The sequence below is a fragment of the Pelobacter seleniigenes DSM 18267 genome (assembly GCF_000711225.1).
Classification (GTDB): domain Bacteria; phylum Desulfobacterota; class Desulfuromonadia; order Desulfuromonadales; family Geopsychrobacteraceae; genus Seleniibacterium; species Seleniibacterium seleniigenes.
This window is the reverse complement of record NZ_JOMG01000002.1, coordinates 100,692-119,100: the sequence shown is the minus strand read 5'-3', so window position 1 is coordinate 119,100 and position 18,409 is coordinate 100,692. Positions and strand designations below refer to the sequence as shown.

Sequence of the window (18,409 nt, the reverse complement as noted above, 5' to 3'; positions counted from 1 at the left end):
TGGCAGCGAACAAGGCAAGGCCCGCTTTCACTCCCTGAAAACGGGCCTTGCAATCGGCCGAAACGGATCAGAAGCGGCCGAATTCGCTATCGTCCAGAGCAATGGTTGTGGGTGGTGTTGCCCTGCTGAGGGTGTTCCAGTTGTCGTTTTGTCGCGGGCCCTGTTGCGGAACTGGCCGCCGCGGTCTCGCAACCGGTTTCTGGGAAGCCGCGGAAACGGTCGGGTTTTTCAGCCGGAAGAGGCTGAGCATGTTGAGCAATTCCTCCGCCTGACTTGATAACTCCTCGGCCGCGGCCGCACTTTCTTCGGCTGTTGCCGTATTTTGCTGGATCACCTGATCGATTTGCCCCAGACCTTCGTTGATTTGGCCGATTCCTTGAGCCTGTTCATTTGAGGATGCGGCAATTTCTTCGGCCAGTTCTGACACTTTGACAACGCTACTGTAAATTTTCTCAAGTGCGCTTGCCGTCTGGTTGGCAATCTCTGCCCCGTTCGCTGTTTTGCCGACGGATCCGGCGATAAGTTCTGCCGTTTCCGAGGCAGCTTTGGCACTGCGTGCAGCCAGGTTGCGAACCTCTTCAGCGACAACGGCAAAACCCTTGCCGTGTTGTCCGGCGCGAGCCGCCTCGACGGCAGCATTAAGCGCCAATAAATTGGTCTGGAAGGCAATCTCATCAATCACTTTTATTATCTTGTTGATACTCTGGCTGGCATCGCTGATTTCAGCCATGGCGGCAACCATATTCTGCATTTTTGAGTTACCTTCTTCAGCAACCAGCCGCGCTTCCTTGGAGAGCTGGTTGACCTGGGTGGCATTTTCGGCATTCAACTTGGTCTGGCTTGAAAGCTCGTTGAGAGAACTGGTTATTTCTTCCAGGGACGCAGCCGATTCGGTGGCTCCCTGAGAAAGAGACTGGCTGGCGTCAGCAACTTGACCGCTGGCAGAGTTGATTTGTTGGGCTGAACTTTGAATGGTCCCCATGGTGTCATTGAGATTGTCGCTGACCTTCTTCAAGGCCACCTGAGGCCCGTCAAGCTCATCCCGGGGAACCGGGGAAAAGGTAATATCCCCATTGGCAAGCTTGTCAAGCATCGGCAGGATGACAGTTTCAAAGCTATCGGCCAAGCCGTCCATGGCTGAACCCAATTTGCCTATTTCATCGTTGCGATTGAGAGACAGCCGTTGATGGTAGCGGCCCTTTTCTATTTCTTCGATCGTTTTCACGGTTAATGCCATGGGCCGGGAAATCGACCGCGCCAGCAGATAAATAAGCAGAATTGAAATCAGCAGACAAAGCGTGATGACAGACAAAATCGAATAAAAGACCTTATTAACCTGGGCCACGACATCGTCGACATAAACACCCGCACCGATGATCCAGTCCCATTGCTGATGCCTTTTGACGAAGGATATTTTCGGCTGTGGTTGATCTTGACCAGGTTTGTTCCATTGATAGCGTACTGATCCGGCCCCTGTTTTTTGGGTGGCTTTAACCATTTCAACAAACAACCTGACCCCATCAGGGTCCATGGTGTTCGAGACATCTTGCCCCTCCAGTTTGGGGCTGGTCGGATGCATAATCATTTTAGGGCCGGAGTCAGTGATCCAAAAGTAATCGTCTCCTTCGAAGCGCAGATTTCTGACCGTCTCTTTCGCTTGCTGCTGGGCTTCCTGGGTGGACAAGGTCCCGTCGGCTGCCAACCGGCTGTAGTGGTCTATGACGCCCCATGCCGTTTCAACAGAAGCTGCCAGTTTTTTTTCCACTGACTTATAAATCTGCTCCCGGTAATCGCTATAAAGCCAAATTAAACTTGTCACAAAGATAAGCGCAGTGACCGCCGAAACCAGATAGATCTTTTTGCCGATATTGAGGTTGTTGAAAAAATTCATTGAAGGGTTTCCTTTCGAGTTCAGCGGGTCTCTCCGCTCCCCCCTCGTCCGGTATGAAAATGACAGTGCCAAACAAATTGTTAAAAAATCTATCTTTGGGCTCAGCAGGTTGTGACTGCCTGCAATAGCCCTAAATGCTGAGCGACAGCAACTTTTGATTGTCGTCGGTCCCCACCGTGACTTTTGTTAACTGTAAATTGATGCAGTTCAGCATGTTTTCCGGGTGACAAATCGCTATTCTCCGGTCTGTGATCGGTGGCCGGTATTGCCCGTCGCGAAGGACAAAGATGATGGGCAGAGCTGATGCCGTTGTGACTTCATCAAAAAGGTCCTTTCTGCCAGTCAAGTTGGGCCAGGAATTCAACAACAACAAATCAAATCTGGTGGTTTTAAGAGAATCAGTGGCGAGCCAGTTCAAAAGTTCATCTGTAGAATCTGCCAGCGTGCATCTGATATCAGCGACTTTTAGAAGAAATTTGATATGCGGAGCATTGTTCTTATCGGGTTCGTAGACCAGGATGTTCGTCATAAGGGACTCCTTGCTTTGCAATGGCTGCCCAATTGGTTAGCACAAACGATGCCAATAATGTATATTTTTATAACTACTTGATTTTATTTAAGTAGTTTGACGATTCCTAGATTTTGCTCTGCTCCGGGGTGTGCAAATTATTTTTAAATAGGGTTGCTAAAAAGAGGGATATGTTTGCAATTCAAGGGGGTTATCTGTTTTGCAAGGTCTCTTGCATCTGCAATAAAAGTTGCAGATTAATGGCTGTTCCCCAAAGGGATTGTCCGCGCCACAGATTTGGAAAAAGGGATATCGGATTGAAAAGAACGCAAAACAAGGCTTCCGGAGGTTGATCCGGAAGCCTTGTCGGATAAACTAGGTTGCTTTGAAAAGGATTACTCAGTGGTGACTTCGGCGTTTTCCATGATCAGGTTGTATTTATAACCGTAACCGAAGTCCTTGTCCAAAGTCAGCGGGCCTTTGACGGTCACGGTATCGCCGACTTTAACTTCAGTCTTGCTGGTGACAGTCAAATCATTGGTACCGGCGGCTTTATCACCGCTGCCATCCTGAACGTGAATCCAGTTGGTGCCCATGATCTGTGGAGTGAACTTGACCACTTTGCCACGCAGAGTGATGCTTTTGTCAGCCAGGTCGGCTTTGCTGGCATAGACTTCGCCAACGGTCATGCCGTCTGCAGGTTTAACGATATCTGAAAAATTGATATCGTCCGGTGTCGGAGCCCCGCCGATTGCGGGATGGCCTTCCGGAATTTTCGCATTGCTGGCCGTTTGCGGCATGGTCGGGCTGCTGGCGTTGAGGATCGATTCAACAAAATAGACCACCGGGAAATCGCGATTCAGAGTCTGGCTGTGATAATTGTTCATGGCCATGCCTTGGGGAACGATGACCTGATCGCCGACCTTGACGGCAAACTTCGGGGCAGCCGCCCAGATTTTCTCTTGACCGCTGTCGACCTGAACATAGGTGTAACCGCCTGCATCCATAGTTTCCATAACGGTTCCGGAGGTTCCGCTCGGATTGGCTGCTGGCGCGGCTGTAGGTTGAGTCGGTGTTGAAGGTTGGGTGGGTGCTGCTGCGGGTGCTTCGGCGGTTGGGGCTTCTTCTTTGTTGCAAGCCCCTAAAAACAGTAGGACGGTTCCGGCGAATAACAGAATGGTAAGTTTTTTCACGAACATCCTCCAACGCAAATTAGTGTTATGAACAAGCTCGGCGCAAGATAGCACAGGCTTGAATCTACAGACAAGCGGAGAACCCGGGAACTCAAATTTCTGTGGGATTGCACAGATTACGTCCGTATAAATGAGAAGCCTGCTTCAGGCGGTCGGCGATAGCCGGTGTCAATTCTGCACTTTGGTAGCGCCATTGCCAGTTATTCTCTGCGGTCCCGGGAGTGTTCATGCGGTGTTCCTCAGCTAACGACAAGATGTCCTGCAATGGGATTATGGCGAGGCGGGCGACGCTGGACAACGCGGTTTGCACCAGCAACCAGGGCATTTGGACCTGCTCCTGCAGGAGATAGTCGGCGATCCGCTGGCGCGCGGCCGGTTCCAGATGATTCCACCAGCCGAGGCTGGTGTTGTTGTCATGCGTACCGGTGTAGATGACCGAATTCGGAACGTGGTTGTGGGGGAGGTAAGGGTTGTTGGCATCGGAGTCAAAGGCAAACTGCAGAATTTTCATGCCGGGAAATTCAAACTGATCACGTAACTGTTCGACATCCGGGGTGATAATGCCGAGATCCTCGGCAACGATTGGCAGTTTTCCCTGGGTGTCGCGCAGGGTGCTGAACAATTGCCGGCCGGGGGTTTCAACCCAGTAGCCGTGCTCGGCTGTGGGTTGGTCCGCCGGGATGGTCCAGCAGGCGGAGAAGCCGCGAAAATGGTCGACTCTGATCAGATCGAACAGGCTGAAGTTCCACTGGAAACGGGACAACCACCAGGCATAGTTGTCGGTGGCCATCTGTTCCCAGTTATAGAGCGGATTTCCCCAGCGTTGGCCGGTTTGGCTGAAGTAATCGGGGGGCACTCCGGCAACGACGGTGGGGCGGTCATTGTCATCCAGCAGATACTGCTCGCGGTGGGCCCAGAGGTCGGCGGAATTTTCGGCGACAAAAATGGGCAGGTCGCCATAAATATAGATTCCTTTGCTGTTGGCATACTTCTTCAGCGCGAACCATTGCTCAAAAAAGACGAACTGCAGGTATTGCTGCTCAAAAATGGCCTCCTGCAGGCGCGTGGCTTCCTGTTGCAGGGCCGCTGCTTCGCGCTGACGGAGCGGCTGCGGCCAGTCTTGCCAGGGGACAAAATTACGGTCTCGGCGGATAGCCTCGAAAAGCGCATAATCATCCAGCCACCAGCGTTGCCGGGCGCAGAAGTCGGCAAAAGCCTGGCGGCGCGTCTCGTTGGCCCCGGCTTTGAAGTTCCGGCTGGCTTGCTTCAATAACGGCAGCTGCTGTTTAACCGCCGTATCGTAGTCAGCACCGACGAATTCGCTGGGCACCGCCTGCGGAATGATCTGGTCGAGGTCCCCGGCTTCCGCCAGGAGTTCCAGATTGATGAGTAATGGGTTGCCGGCAAAGGCTGAAAACGAACTGTAGGGGCAGTTGCCGAAGCCGGTCGGACCAAGGGGCAGCAACTGCCAGACCGATTGGCCCGCGGCGATGAGAAAGTCTATGAATTGATACGCTTCCCGGCCCAGCGAGCCGACGGCCTGGGAGCCGGGGAGCGAAGTCGGATGAAGCAGGATACCGCTGCGACGTTGGCTGAGCATGAATTTCTTCCTGTCCTGGCTTAAATCGTGCTGAAGCGGAGAATATTAGTACCCTGATCAGGTTGTTGAGAAAATCCGTCCCGGACATTCTCAAGCGGGACTGGGAAAAGGAGTTTTCCCGACCTCACCCAGGCAATGACTTGACGAACCGCCATTACTTGGAGTGCAACCCTCAACGGGCTCGGCATGCTGTTGCGCAACAGACCGGCTGGTTAAGGAGTAATAACCCGGGCTGCTTTGGTTTGGGCTTCGACCATCTCATACATGTTGGTGACCCGGCCGACCTTGAGGTGTTCCTTTTTCTGATAATAATCGAGACAAAGTCCACAACTGGCCAGGTCAACCCCTTTATCGGCAAGCTTTTTCAGAGCTTCCAGGGCTTCTGACTCGGTGGTGGTCAGCTGAATGCCGCTATTGACGAACAGCACCAGATCCGGCAACGGGTCCATTTCAAGCAGGGTCATGAGGAAATTCTTCATGAGCACCCGACCAAATTCATCAGCGCCACTGCCCATGCGGTCGCTGCCGCAGTAAATGACGGTTTTCCCTTTTTGCGAGGCGACAACCGGGATTTCCCCAACCGATTCGGTTGCTGCCGCCGGAGTGAGAGTCAGGCGAAACCCCTCTGTGGCTGTTTCCGCGCTGGCTTGATAACCCATTTTTTCAGCGAGGCGGGAGACGTTGTCGCGACCGGCCTGATCGCCAACCAGGACTTCCAGGGAAATTCCCGGGTGGGCAAGGATCTGTTTGCGGGTCTCAATGACCGGATAGGGGCATTTTTGCTGACTGTAGTCGAGTTTGATCATCGGGTTGTCCTTCTGTGGTTACTGTCTTCAGGTGAAAGGCTCTGCCCATTCACTCTAGAACATCACCCCCGAGAATTCAATCGGTCGGGTAATATTTACCGATAATGGTCTGCAGGGAAAAACTTTTCCCGCAGGCTGGGGGCGGGCGATAATTCTGTTGAAGCAAATCATTTTAATGGTTATATTAGGACAACTAATAGGGTTGTTTCTTTATATTTGGATTTCCGAATGGATACGCGCTACCTGAAAACCCTGGTGACCGTGGTCGAGACGGGCAGCTTTTCCAAAGCCGCCAAGAGTTTGCACCTGACTCAATCGGCAGTGTCCCAACGTATCAAATATCTTGAGGACGCGTTCGGTTATGTCCTGCTGGAGCGTTCCGGGGTGGCGTTGCGGGTGACTTCTCCCGGCGGAATCGTGCTGGAAGAAGCCCGTCGGATGCTCGATATCGAAGCGTCCATGCTGCGCAAGCTGAAACGCATCAAGGAGCGACAGAAGGTCTCCTTTTGCTGTACGCCGACCTTTGGCACCGTCTATCTGCCCGGGGTTTTGAACCGCTTTATGCTGGAAAGCGGCTCTCCGGCGGATTTGAAATTTCTGCTGCACAGCCCCGACCAGGCCCTGGAAGGGATCATGCGTCAGGAGTTTGATATCGCCATTGTCGAACACTGCGAAGGGGCGGACCTGAGTCTTTTTAAAACCTATCCTTTGCCTCAGGATGAACTGGTCTTTGTCAGTGCTCCCAAACTGGGGCTGCCCGCTCCTGAAATCGACCTGAATCTGCTCTTCGGCATGTGCCTGTTTGCCCGTAAGGAAGGCTGCAGTTCCCGACAGTTGATCACCCGGGGCTTGACCGAGCGCGGCAGAAAGCTCGATGATTTTGCCGGAGTTATTACCTCCGACGATCTGCGCCTGACCTGCCAGACCATCCTCTCCGGCGGCGGTATTTCCTTTTTATCCAAAAGCCTGGTCTGTGAGTACCTGCAAACCGGGCAGATGGTTGCTCACTACGTCAAGGATTTCCCGCAAACACGCAAGCGCACCATCGTGCTTGAAAAAGGGCGCGAGGAGGAACCGCTGTTGCAGGATTTTGTGCGCTGCATTTTCAATGTGATGGATGTTCCGTCCCCGTTCTAGTCAAAATTCGCCTGAATATCGACCTTTTCCCCGTTCCGCAAGCCGCTGCCCAAACCCGAGCTTACTCTGCCGATAAGGGCTCTTTTTCCGAGTTTAGAGCACCAACCGGTTGGTCGACTCTGTACCCTGACCGGCAAAATTTCCCCCCTGAGGTTGACAAGTCAGAAAATAACGCTTAGTTTGGTCCTACCATTTAAGCGGAATTTTGTTTTTTTTTTGGCATAAAACCCATGATAAGCCAGCAATGGTAGGACCAATGAAATTTGTATGGATGATAAATATTTATTCAGCCCGGCCCAGGTCGGTCGCGCCGGCGAAGATGTCGCTTTGCAGATAGAAGCAGCCATTCTGGGTGAGAAAATTCTGCCGGGAGAGAGTCTGCCCAGCGAGCGGGAATTGCAGGCCCAGTTCCAGACCGGCCGCGGAGTGATTAGAGAGGCGATTCGGGCGCTGAAGCAGAAGGGCCTGATCGAGATTCGCAAAGGCGCCCGCGGCGGGGCTTACGTGAAGAAGATCGAAGTGGCTAATGTCAGTGAGTCGCTGGCCTTGTTTCTCAAACAGAATCATATCGGCACCGCACATATCGCCGAATTTCGGGAAAGCCTGGATCGCACGATCACGATGCTGGCCATTGCCCGCGGCAGTGCCGGGGACAAGCAGCAACTGGTTGCCAAAACCGAACAGTTGCGGGAATTCATCGAGGCTTCGCATCCCGCTATGGAAATGCTCGCGGAGATCGATCGTGAACTCAATATCCGGCTCGCCAGGATGACTGGCAACCCGATTTTCGAGTGGATCATGAGCGCGTTGCAACTCGGTTTCAGCTCTCATGACTATGCACTTTATGACGACCTGGAATTCCGCCGGAAAACCATTCTCAACTGGTGTGAAACCGCACATCACATCGCTGCCAACGAACCGCTGCGAGCCCTGGCATCGGTCAGTTCTCACTACGCCCTGCTGCGCGACTGTGTCGAAGTGCACCACGGACGGCAGCCCAAGGGCTCGGAATTAATGGACGCTATTTCCCCCGCGACAGATTAACCCCGGGCTGCCGGGGAAGGCGCGGACCGGTCACCACCAAACGGAGAACCGTCAAGGATCTTCACATGTTTAAAAGTAAAGGTAGGGAGCAACAGATGAAGAATGCAACATATGATTACATTATTGTCGGCGGCGGATCAGCCGGAAGTGTCCTGGCCAATCGGCTGAGCGCCAATCCGAAAACCCGAGTACTGGTTCTGGAAGCGGGTAAACCGGATTACCGGCTTGATTTCCGCATCCATATGCCGGCCGCGCTGACTTATCTGCTGACCGACAAGACCTATAACTGGCTTTACGAGTCGGCCCCCGAGCCCCACATGCACAATCGCCGCATTGCTCAGCCGCGGGGCAAAGTCCTCGGCGGTTCCAGCTGCATCAACGGGATGATCTATATCCGTGGCAATGCCCTGGATTATGAAAAATGGGGAGCTAACGAAGGATTGGAAAACTGGGATTACGCCCACTGTTTGCCCTATTTCCGCAAATTCGAAACCCGCTTGCAGGGGGCCGATGCCTATCACGGCTCCAACGGCCCCCTCAACATCTCGACCCCGGAATGCGACAATCCGCTGTTCAAAGCCTTTTTCGAGGCCGTGCAGCAGGCCGGTTATCCGTTGACCGAAGACGTTAACGGTTTTCAGCAGGAAGGGTTCGGCAAGTTCGATCAGAATATTTACCGGGGCAGACGCCACAATGCCGCGCGGGCCTATGTCCATCCGGTCAAAAACCGGGCTAACCTCCAGGTCCAGTGCCATGCCCTGGGCAGCAAGGTGCTGTTTGACGGCAAGAAGGCGATCGGGGTCGAATATAAGAAGGGGAACAGTCTCTGCCGCGCCTATGGCGGCGAGGTGATCTGTTGCGGTGGTGCCATCAACTCACCGCAATTACTGCAACTGTCCGGAATCGGCAACGGCGCCGAGCTGAGCGAGCTGGGCATCGATGTGGTGGCGGATCTGCCCGGGGTCGGCCAGAACCTTCAGGATCACCTGGAACTCTACGTCCAATACGCCTGCACCCAGCCGGTCAGCATGTACCCGGCCCTGAAGTGGTACAATCAACCGAAGATCGGTTTCGACTGGCTGTTCCGGCGCAAAGGGGATGCTGCCACCAATCACTTCGAAGCCGGGGGTTTTATTCGCGGCAACGACCGGGCTGCATATCCGAATCTGCAGTTTCACTTTTTGCCCATCGCCATTCGCTACGACGGTTCGGCGCCAGCCCAGGGGCACGGCTTCCAACTACACGTCGGGCCTATGAATTCGGATGTACGCGGTCACGTCAAAATCAAGTCAACCCAGCCGTCCCAGTATCCGGAAATCTTCTTCAACTACCTGTCCACCGAACAGGAACGGCGGGAATGGGTTGAGGCGATTCGCTGCTCGCGAGACATCATCAACCAGCCGGCCTTCGATCATCTGCGCGGTGCGGAGCTGGCTCCCGGCGCACAGGTCGAGACCGATGAAGAGATTCTTGATTTCGTCGCCCGCGAAGGGGAGAGTGCCTACCATCCGAGCTGTACCTGCAAAATGGGGGTGGATGAGATGGCGGTGGTCGATCCGGAGCTCCGCGTGCATGGCGTCGGAAACCTGCGGGTGGTCGATGCTTCGATCTTCCCCTCCATCACCAACGGCAACATCTATGCCCCGGTGATGATGGTTGCCGAAAAGGCCGCCGACCTAATTCTCGGCAATACCCCGGAAGCTCCTTCTGCCGCAGGGTTCTATACGCATCAGAGCGAGGGGGCGACTCATGACTGAACTCAAGCGCATGTATATCGGTGGCGCCTGGGTGGCTGCGGCTTCCGGTCAAACCCGGCAGATTATCAACCCGGCCAACCAGAAGGTCATCGCAACGGTGGCGGAAGGCGACCGGCGCGATGCCATTGCGGCCATTGCGGCTGCGCGGCAGGCCTTTGATCACACGGACTGGCCCACGCGGCCGGCGGTGGAACGGGCCGCACTGCTGGTGCGGCTGGCGGGCCTGATCGAGGCTGAGAGAGAGCAGCTTGCCACCCTGGAGAGCCTCGATACCGGCAAGACCCTGGAAGAGAGTCGCTGGGACATGGACGATATCGCCGGGATCTTCCGCTATTTCGCCGGTCTTGCAGACAAGGACGGCGGCGAGGTGATCAGTTCACCGCTGCCGGCTACGGAGAGCCTGCTGGTGCGCGAACCGGTCGGGGTCTGCGGGCAAATATCGCCTTGGAATTATCCGCTGTTGCAGGCCGCCTGGAAGCTTGCGCCGGCTTTGGCCGCTGGCTGCACCGTGGTGGTCAAACCGAGTGAGATTACTCCCCTGACCACCCTGCGGGTCACCGAGCTGGCCATTACGGCGGGCTTCCCGCCGGGAGTGATCAATACGGTGCTCGGACCCGGCGCAACGGTCGGCGCCGAACTGGCCGAGCATCATGATGTCGATCTGATCTCCTTTACCGGCGGGATTGCCACCGGCAAGAAGATCATTCAGGCCGCCAGTGGCAATGTCAAAAAAATCTGCCTGGAACTGGGCGGTAAAAATCCCAACATCATCTTTGCCGATGCCGACCTTGAGGTAGCCGTGGACCAGGCGCTGAACGGGGTCTTTTTCCATGCCGGCCAGATCTGTTCGGCCGGGGCCCGGCTGATGGTGGAGGAGCCTGTTCACGACGAGTTTGTGACCCGCCTCAAGGCGCGGATGGCCAACATCAAAATTGGTGACGGCTTTGCTGAGCAGACCCAGATGGGGCCGCTGATTTCCGCGGAACACCGTGCCAAGGTGGAGGGCTATGTCGCCATCGGTCTGGCCGAAGGCGCACAGCTGGAACTGGGTGGCCATCGTCCGGAGGATGCGGAACTGCAAGCCGGTTTTTTCTACGCCCCGACCCTGTTCAGCGGTTGCCGTAACGATATGCGTATTGTCCAGGAGGAAGTGTTCGGGCCGGTCGTCACGGTCGAGTCCTTCCGCAGCGAAGCCGAAGCCGTGGAACGCGCAAACAGCACCATTTACGGTCTGGCCGCAGGATTCTGGACGAGCGATGCAGGGCGGATGCAGCGGGTAGCAAAGGCCCTGCGTTTCGGCACGGTCTGGATCAACGATTTCAATGTCTATTTCACCCAGGCGCCCTGGGGCGGCTTTAAACAGTCGGGACTCGGCCGTGAGCTCGGTCGGCTCGGCCTGGAAGAGTATACCGAAGTGAAGCATATTTTCCGGAATCAGCGGCCCGCGGCCATGAACTGGTTCGGAAGCTGACCAAATGTCCGGATTTTCCGGACTGCAATTTCAATTGAATGGAGGATGTCATGTGTCACCCGTCTCTTAAGAGACTCATTGTTTTGTTTGCTGCTATCTCCCTGTCCCTGTCGGGAACAGCCCTGGCCGCAGAGCAGATTCGCTTTGCCAATGTCAGCTGGACCGGCGTCACCGTGAAAACCGAACTGGGTAAGCTGGTTCTGAAAAGCCTCGGCTATAAAGTCAAGAGCAGCAATCTTTCCGTCCCCATCGCTTACCAGGCCATGGATTCCGGGGACGCTGATATTTTCCTCGGCAACTGGATGCCGTCCATGGAGACAATTGCCAACAAATTTTTCAAACGGGGAACCGTTGAGCAGCTGGTGGCCAATATGCAAGGCGCCAAATATACCCTGGCGGTTCCCTCCTATGTGGCGGCCGGCGGGCTGAAGGATTTTGCCGATATCGCTAAATTTACCGATAAGCTCGACCATAAGATTTATGGAATCGAGCCGGGTAACGACGGCAACCAGATCATTCAACATATGATCGATGAGGATATGTTCGGCCTCGGCGATTTCAAGGTGGTTGCGACCAGCGAGCCGATCATGCTGACCGAAGTGCAGAATTTTGTGCGCGAAGGGAAGTGGATCGTATTCCTGGGCTGGTCACCCCACTATATGAATCAGCTCATCGATATGACTTACCTGACTGGCAGTACCGCGGACACTTTTGGCAAGAATAATGGAACCGCGACCGTTTATACGAATGTCCGTAAAGGGTTTGCCGAGGACCATCCGAATGTGACCAGGTTTTTGAAAAACTTTGTCTTTCCCATCGACATGATGAATGAAATTTCCCAACTGCTCCATGATGACCACGGTTTTAATCATGCTTCAGCCGGGCTGGCCTGGATCAAGCAGCATCCAGACGTTTATCGCGGTTGGCTACAAGGGGTCACCACCAGCGACGGCCGACCGGGTCTGCCTGCCTTGGAAAAATATCTGCAAGAGCATTAACTTGGTGAAAACAGCAACGGGGCGGCCGGAGAGGAACCGGACCGCCCCGTCGGGCTGACTGTTTAACCTTGGGTGCGAAGCGTGCTCAGCTGTTCAGCTCTACCACGGTTTCGATGTGAGCGGTCTGCGGGAACATGTCGACCGGCTGGATCCTTTTGATTCGGAAGCCGTGGGCTGTTAGAAAACGCAGATCGCGGGCCAGCGTGTCGGGATCGCAGGAGACGTAAATCAGTTTCGGCGGTTTGACCTGGCAGATGGCCCGCAGTAACTCTTCCGTACAGCCTTTGCGCGGTGGGTTGACGGTGACCAGGGTTGGCTGGCGGACGCCACCGGTCAGCTTCTGAAACTCAAGGGCGGCGTCGCCGGCGTAGAACCGGCAGTGGGCCATGCTGTTCAGCCGGGCATTCTCCTCCGCATTCCGTACTGCTTCCGCAACAAACTCGATGCCGTCAATCTGCCCGGCGTCCTGCCCCAGGTGCAGGGCGATCCCGCCGATGCCGCAAAACAGATCGATGGCATAATCCTGGCGGGTCAACCCGGCCCACTCGCGGACCAGGGCATACAGCCGCGCAGCCTGGCGGGTGTTGACTTGAAAAAATGCCTCCGGAGCGATTCGCAGCCTGATGTCGCCGACCTGTTCGATGAGATCGGGCATGCCATGCAACTGGTAGGTCTCGGTCCCGAGAATGACATTGCCGGTCGAACTGTTGACGTTCTGGTGGATGCCGATGACTTCAGGGGCTCTGCGGGTCAGCCATTTGCCGAGCTTGGGCAGTTGCTGGAGATCGCGATGACTGCAGACAAAGGTGACCAGGGCCTTGTTGCCGGTCGGGCTGACCCGGATAATAAGGTAGCGTAACAGACCGTTCTGATGCTGCGGGCTGTAGACGGAAATTTTCTGGCGCTGGACTTCGTCCCTGACAATGGCGGCGATCTTGTTGATCAGCGGGTGGTGAACCGGACAGTCCGGGCAATCAATGACGTCATGGCTGCCCCGCTGGTAGAGGCCAATCATGATTTTTTCCCGTTTTCGCGCAAAGACCAGCTTGGCGCTGGCTCGGTAGCCGAAGGGTTCCGGGGCCTCAAGCACCGCTGGGACAACGATTTCCTCCCCCAGCCCGACCTGCTGTAGTGCTGTCGCCAACCGCTGCTGTTTGAAATCCAGTTGGGCGGCATATTTCATACTGATCAGGGCACAGCCGAGACAGGCCGCTTCTTTGTGGCAAGTGATCTTGGCAGTGCGCTCCGGGGCGTTGCGCAGCACTCGCTGCAGTTTGGTGAAAATATGGGTACGGCCGCTATGCTCGACCTGGGCCACCACGGTTTCGCCGGGAAATGCCCCCTGCACCAGAGCGGTTTTGTTTTCGTATGGGGCAACCCCGATCCCCTCGCTGTCGAGCCGTTCGATGGTGAGTTTAAGAGTCTGGGGCGCCGGACGCTGTTGCTCCGCCTTGCTGGACTTGGGGGTGGTTTGTTTGGCCGCCCTGGGTTTGTTGCCCGGTTTGGCTCGGTTGCTTTTGACCATGGTTGCTATCGACTCCTTGTGCAATGCATAAGTGCAGCAATTTACCCTTGCTGCCGGCTCCGTGTCAAACATTGTCGGGCTTGTCTGGAACGGATAAGTTGGATAGACTGCGCAACGACTCTCAACTTACTCTGACAGCATGTCCGGGAAAGCTAAAAACGGGCAGCTGTCATTGTCTATATATGGAGCGATAAATTGCGACATTCAACTCGGCAAATCAAACTGGGGAACCTCGCGGTCGGTGGCGCGGCCCCGGTCAGTGTACAATCGATGTGTAATACCGATACCCGCGATGTTGCGGCCACTCTCCGGCAGATCGAGGCCCTGGCCAGTGCCGGCTGTGAGATCGTCCGTTGTGCGGTGCCGGATCAGGCCGCTGCCGCCGCCCTGGCTGAGATCAGCAACGGCTGCACACTGCCGCTGATTGCGGACATCCATTTCGATTATCGCCTGGCCCTGACCGCCGTTGTCAACGGCGTAGCCGGTCTCAGGCTGAACCCGGGGAATATTGGTGCGGCCTGGAAAGTGAAGGAAGTGGTCACTGCCTGTGCCGAACGCGGGGTGCCGATTCGCATCGGCGTTAACGCCGGGTCCCTGGAACCGGAGCTGCTGCGCAAATATGGTCATCCGACCGCCGCGGCCATGGTCGAAAGCGCCCTCGGGCATGTGCGGATTCTGGAAGACCTGGGTTTTTACGAAATCAAGATCAGCATGAAGGCCTCTGATATCGCCAGGACGGTCGACGCTTATCGCATGCTCGCCCGGCAGGTTGACTACCCTCTGCATATCGGCATTACCGAGGCCGGCACCACCTGGGGCGGGACCATCAAAAGTGCCATCGGCATCGGCGCCCTGCTTTATGATGGCATCGGCGATACCCTGCGGGTCTCCCTGACCGGCGATCCCGTGGAAGAGGTGAAGGTCGGCTGGGAAATTTTGAAATGCCTGCGGTTGCGCGAACGCGGGCCGATGTTTATCAGTTGCCCGACCTGCGGCCGTTGCCAGATCGATCTGATTGCCACGGCCGAGGAGGTCGAGCAACGCCTGCAGAACCTGCCCCTGCCGCTGACCATTGCGGTCATGGGCTGTGTCGTCAATGGTCCCGGGGAGGCGCGCGAAGCGGACTTGGGCATCGCCGGCGGACAAGGCCAGGGGATCCTTTTCAAACAGGGCGAGGTTGTGCGCAAAGTTCCGCAGGCGGAGCTCGCCGACGCCTTAGTCGAAGAAGCCTGGCGCCTGGTTGAGGAACGTGGCAAAAGCTGACTTGCGGATGAAGATCGCTCTGCTCGAGCCCTTTCTGACCGGTTCTCACGCCGCCTGGGCCGAAGAGTATGCCCGCCACAGCCGGCATGAGGTGAGGATTTTCGGCTTGGCCGGGCGCAACTGGAAATGGCGGATGCATGGCGGCGCCGTGACCCTGGCCGGGGATTTCCTGGCCCAGGGCTGGCCGGCGGATCTGTTGCTGGCCAGCGACATGCTCGATCTGACCACCTTTCTGGCGCTGACCCGGGCGGTCACGGCAACAACTCCGGCGGCCATGTACTGTCACGAAAACCAGCTCACTTACCCCTGGTCGCCAGCGGATGCCGACCCGGCGTTACAGCGGGATATGCATTACGGCTTTATCAACTATGCTTCAGCGTTGGCCGCCGATGCCGTGCTCTTCAATTCCGCTTATCACCGGCGCGCCTTTCTGGCAGCGCTGCCCGGTTTTCTGGGGAAATTCCCCACCCCCAACGGGCTGGAGACCCTGCCGGCGATCGGCGCCAAAAGTTCCACCCTGGCGCTGGGGCTCGACCTGCGGCGCCTGGATCGTTGGCATCCGGAGCGGGCGGCAACGGAGTGCGCAGCGGAGCGGCCGCCGCTGATACTCTGGAATCACCGCTGGGAGTATGACAAGAACCCGGAGGAGTTTTTCCAGGCACTGCTGACGCTGCAGGAACGGGGGATCGCTTTCGAATTGGCCGTGCTGGGAGAGTCTTATCGTGAGGTGCCGGCGGTCTTTGCGCTGGCCAGAGACCGGCTCGCGGAACAGATTGTTCACTGGGGTTATGTCGAGAGCCAGGCGGACTATGCCGGCTGGTTGTGGCGGGCGGATATCCTGCCGGTCACGTCGATCCACGATTTTTTCGGGATCAGTGTGGTTGAGGCGATGTATTGCGGCTGTCTGCCCCTGTTGCCGGAACGCCTGGCCTATCCCGAGCACCTGGATGCCCGTCTCGGCCGGTGCTGTCTGTATCGCGATTTTGCCGACCTGGTCGAACGCCTGAGCGCAGCCTGCCAGAACCCTCGGCCAGTGACTGGCGTTGATTTACAGAATCAGGTCAGGCACTATGACTGGCAATATCGGAGCGCAGAGTATGATGACTTTTTCGTCCAACTGATTCTTAAGGGCAGGGAAGAACCGGCGGTTTCGGGATCCCGGCGCTGTTAGCACCTTGCTTTTCTTAAAAAATCGGGTTAGTTTTCGCTACTCCTGCCAGATCTTTCCGGATCAGGGTGCCGATCCTATCAGATTGTTGAAAAAGAGCGTCCCTGTCCTCGGCAGGCTGGCTTTCAATGGTCTGCTATATTAAATAATAGACTCACGATCGGCGGGTTTCGCAGTTGGCCGCCAGGCAATTTATGAGCACGGCAACCTGCCGTCTTTGAACGATAACCAGATTAATAATCAGGAACAGGATTCCCCATGCGTTATTCCCAATACCTTTTGCCGACCCTCAAGGAAACTCCGGCTGATGCGGAAGTCATCAGTCACCAATTGATGATGCGAACCGGTATGATCCGCAAAGCCGCAGCCGGGGTTTACAGCTATCTGCCTTTCGGCCTGCGCTCCATCCGCAAGATGGAGCAGATTATCCGCGAGGAGATGAACCGGGCCGGTGCCATCGAATGCCTGATGCCGATGGCCAATCCAGCGGAGCTGTGGCAGGAATCGGGGCGCTGGGAGAAGTACGGCAAGGAACTGCTGCGCTTCAAGGATCGCAAAAATGCCGATTTCTGCATGGGTCCGACTCATGAGGAAGTGGTTACGGACATCATTCGTAACACGGTCAGCTCTTATCGGCAGCTGCCCTTGAACCTGTATCAGATCCAGACCAAGTTCCGCGATGAAATCCGCCCCCGCTTCGGGTTGATGAGAGGGCGGGAATTTATTATGAAGGACGCCTATTCCTTCGATCTGGAGGATGCCGGGGCGGATCAGTCTTACCAGAAGATGTATCAGGCTTACCGGAATATTTTCAATCGCTGCGGGTTGAAGTTCCGGGCCGTGGAAGCGGACAGCGGAGCCATTGGCGGTAACTTCTCCCATGAATTCATGGTTCTGGCTGAATCGGGCGAGGACGCCATTGTCTCCTGCAGTCATTGTGAATACGCCGCCAATGTCGAAAAAGCCGAACTGGTTTACCGCCAGCAGACGCCGGCTAGAGCCACGGCCGAGCTGCAGCGGATCGACACTCCCGGCCAGCGTACCATTGAGGATGTCGCCGATTTCCTCGACCTCGCGCCCAGCCAGGTGGTCAAGACCCTGATTGTTCAGACCTCGGCAGATGAGGTGGTTGCCGTGCTGTTGCGCGGGGATCGGGAGTTGAACAGCATCAAATTGGCCAATGTCCTCGGCGTCGACTGGGCGCTGCTGGCTGAAGACGAAGTGGTCAGGACCGCTACGGGCGCGCCGGTCGGTTTTGCCGGCCCGGTCGGCCTGCAGTTGAGAGTCATTGCCGATGCGGAGATCGAGGGCATGGCCGATTTCGTTGTCGGGGGCAACGCTGAGGATGTCCACTATCTCGGGGCCAATCATGGTCGGGATTTCCCAGTCAGCTGTTTTGCCGATATCCGTCAAGCGGTGGCCGGCGATCCCTGCCCCCGTTGCGAAGCCGGGGCTTTTGAGAGCTGGCGTGGTATCGAAGTGGGGCATGTCTTTAAGCTCGGCATTAAATATTCGGAAGCTATGAACGCCACCGTGCTTGACGCTCATGGCAAGGCTCAACTGCTGGTCATGGGCTGCTATGGCATCGGTGTCGGCCGGACCGTGGCGGCGGCCATCGAACAGAATCACGATGAAAACGGGATGATGCTGCCGATGCCGCTGGCGCCGTTCCAGGTGCTGGTGACCATGCTCAACCCCAAAGACGCCGAGGTTTGTGAGGCCGCCGAAAAAATTTATGCTGAGTTGCAGGAGCTGGGGGTCGAAGTCCTTCTTGATGATCGTGACGAGCGGCCGGGGATCAAGTTCAAAGATGCGGACCTGATCGGAATCCCGCTGCGGATCACCGTCGGTGCCCGCCACCTCAAGGAAGGCAACGTCGAACTCAAGCGCCGTGCCGGCGGTGAGCAGGATATCGTGCCTCTGGCCGACATCACCAGCCGGGTTCACCAACTGGTCGTTGAGGCACTTAAGGTCACCACCAAATCGTGATCATGAGATAAGCCGCAAGGCTGAATTTATCCCCGGAGAACGCCAGGTCTTCTCCGGGC

General features: G+C 56.1%; 14 protein-coding genes. 8 read left to right on the top strand and 6 right to left on the bottom strand.

The window, feature by feature from the left end; genetic code table 11:
* Window positions 1–67 precede the first annotated feature (67 nt).
* The 5 genes from N909_RS0103180 to yedF all read right to left on the bottom strand — a co-directional run bounded on the left by N909_RS0103180 (window position 68) and on the right by yedF (window position 5,998).
* Window positions 68–1,891: a methyl-accepting chemotaxis protein gene (locus N909_RS0103180; protein ID WP_051689480.1), complete on the bottom strand. Its 1,824-nt coding sequence runs from the start codon at window positions 1,889–1,891 to the stop codon at window positions 68–70.
* 130 nt (window positions 1,892–2,021) lie between these two features.
* Window positions 2,022–2,420 carry a hypothetical protein gene (locus N909_RS0103175; protein WP_029911252.1) on the bottom strand — a complete coding sequence of 133 codons (399 nt, stop codon included), beginning with the start codon at window positions 2,418–2,420 and terminating at the stop codon, window positions 2,022–2,024.
* 374 nt (window positions 2,421–2,794) lie between these two features.
* Entirely contained in the window at window positions 2,795–3,592 is a 798-nt protein-coding gene (locus N909_RS25980) for a hypothetical protein (protein WP_211253914.1), read from the bottom strand.
* A gap of 91 nt (window positions 3,593–3,683) precedes the next feature.
* Window positions 3,684–5,192, bottom strand: coding sequence for a 4-alpha-glucanotransferase (gene malQ / locus N909_RS0103165; protein WP_029911245.1), 1,509 nt, complete (start codon window positions 5,190–5,192; stop codon window positions 3,684–3,686).
* A gap of 212 nt (window positions 5,193–5,404) precedes the next feature.
* Window positions 5,405–5,998, bottom strand: coding sequence for a sulfurtransferase-like selenium metabolism protein YedF (gene yedF / locus N909_RS0103160; RefSeq protein WP_029911242.1), 594 nt, complete (start codon window positions 5,996–5,998; stop codon window positions 5,405–5,407).
* Between the two features lie 228 nt (window positions 5,999–6,226).
* Here yedF and N909_RS0103155 point away from each other — a divergent pair, with 228 nt between their 5' ends.
* From N909_RS0103155 to N909_RS0103135, 5 genes are all read left to right on the top strand, one after another.
* Complete coding sequence (locus tag N909_RS0103155) at window positions 6,227–7,135, top strand: LysR family transcriptional regulator (RefSeq protein WP_029911240.1); 909 nt, start codon at window positions 6,227–6,229, stop codon at window positions 7,133–7,135.
* Window positions 7,136–7,402: 267 nt separating this feature from the next.
* Entirely contained in the window at window positions 7,403–8,179 is a 777-nt protein-coding gene (locus N909_RS0103150; RefSeq protein ID WP_051689478.1) for a FadR/GntR family transcriptional regulator, read from the top strand.
* A 95-nt stretch (window positions 8,180–8,274) separates the two neighbouring features.
* A complete protein-coding gene (gene betA, locus N909_RS0103145; protein WP_029911233.1) occupies window positions 8,275–9,936 on the top strand; it encodes a choline dehydrogenase in 1,662 nt (553 codons plus the stop codon).
* Entirely contained in the window at window positions 9,929–11,407 is a 1,479-nt protein-coding gene (gene betB / locus N909_RS0103140) for a betaine-aldehyde dehydrogenase (RefSeq protein WP_029911231.1), read from the top strand. The genes betA and betB overlap by 8 nt, the downstream gene beginning before the upstream one ends.
* Before the next feature lie 50 nt (window positions 11,408–11,457).
* A complete protein-coding gene (locus N909_RS0103135) occupies window positions 11,458–12,405 on the top strand; it encodes an ABC transporter substrate-binding protein (protein WP_029911229.1) in 948 nt (315 codons plus the stop codon).
* 85 nt (window positions 12,406–12,490) lie between these two features.
* Here the strand turns inward: N909_RS0103135 and rlmD are convergent, their stop codons facing one another.
* Window positions 12,491–13,930, bottom strand: a complete 1,440-nt coding sequence (gene rlmD / locus N909_RS0103130) for a 23S rRNA (uracil(1939)-C(5))-methyltransferase RlmD (protein WP_029911227.1) — start codon at window positions 13,928–13,930, stop codon at window positions 12,491–12,493.
* Window positions 13,931–14,125: 195 nt separating this feature from the next.
* Here rlmD and ispG point away from each other — a divergent pair, with 195 nt between their 5' ends.
* From ispG to N909_RS0103115, 3 genes are all read left to right on the top strand, one after another.
* Window positions 14,126–15,193 (top strand): flavodoxin-dependent (E)-4-hydroxy-3-methylbut-2-enyl-diphosphate synthase, encoded by a 1,068-nt coding sequence (gene ispG / locus N909_RS0103125; protein ID WP_029911225.1) that lies wholly within the window; start codon window positions 14,126–14,128, stop codon window positions 15,191–15,193.
* Window positions 15,180–16,364 carry a tRNA-queuosine alpha-mannosyltransferase domain-containing protein gene (locus N909_RS0103120; protein ID WP_245613566.1) on the top strand — a complete coding sequence of 395 codons (1,185 nt, stop codon included), beginning with the start codon at window positions 15,180–15,182 and terminating at the stop codon, window positions 16,362–16,364. The genes ispG and N909_RS0103120 overlap by 14 nt, the downstream gene beginning before the upstream one ends.
* Before the next feature lie 255 nt (window positions 16,365–16,619).
* Window positions 16,620–18,350, top strand: a complete 1,731-nt coding sequence (locus N909_RS0103115; protein ID WP_029911220.1) for a proline--tRNA ligase — start codon at window positions 16,620–16,622, stop codon at window positions 18,348–18,350.
* Window positions 18,351–18,409: the final 59 nt, after the last annotated feature.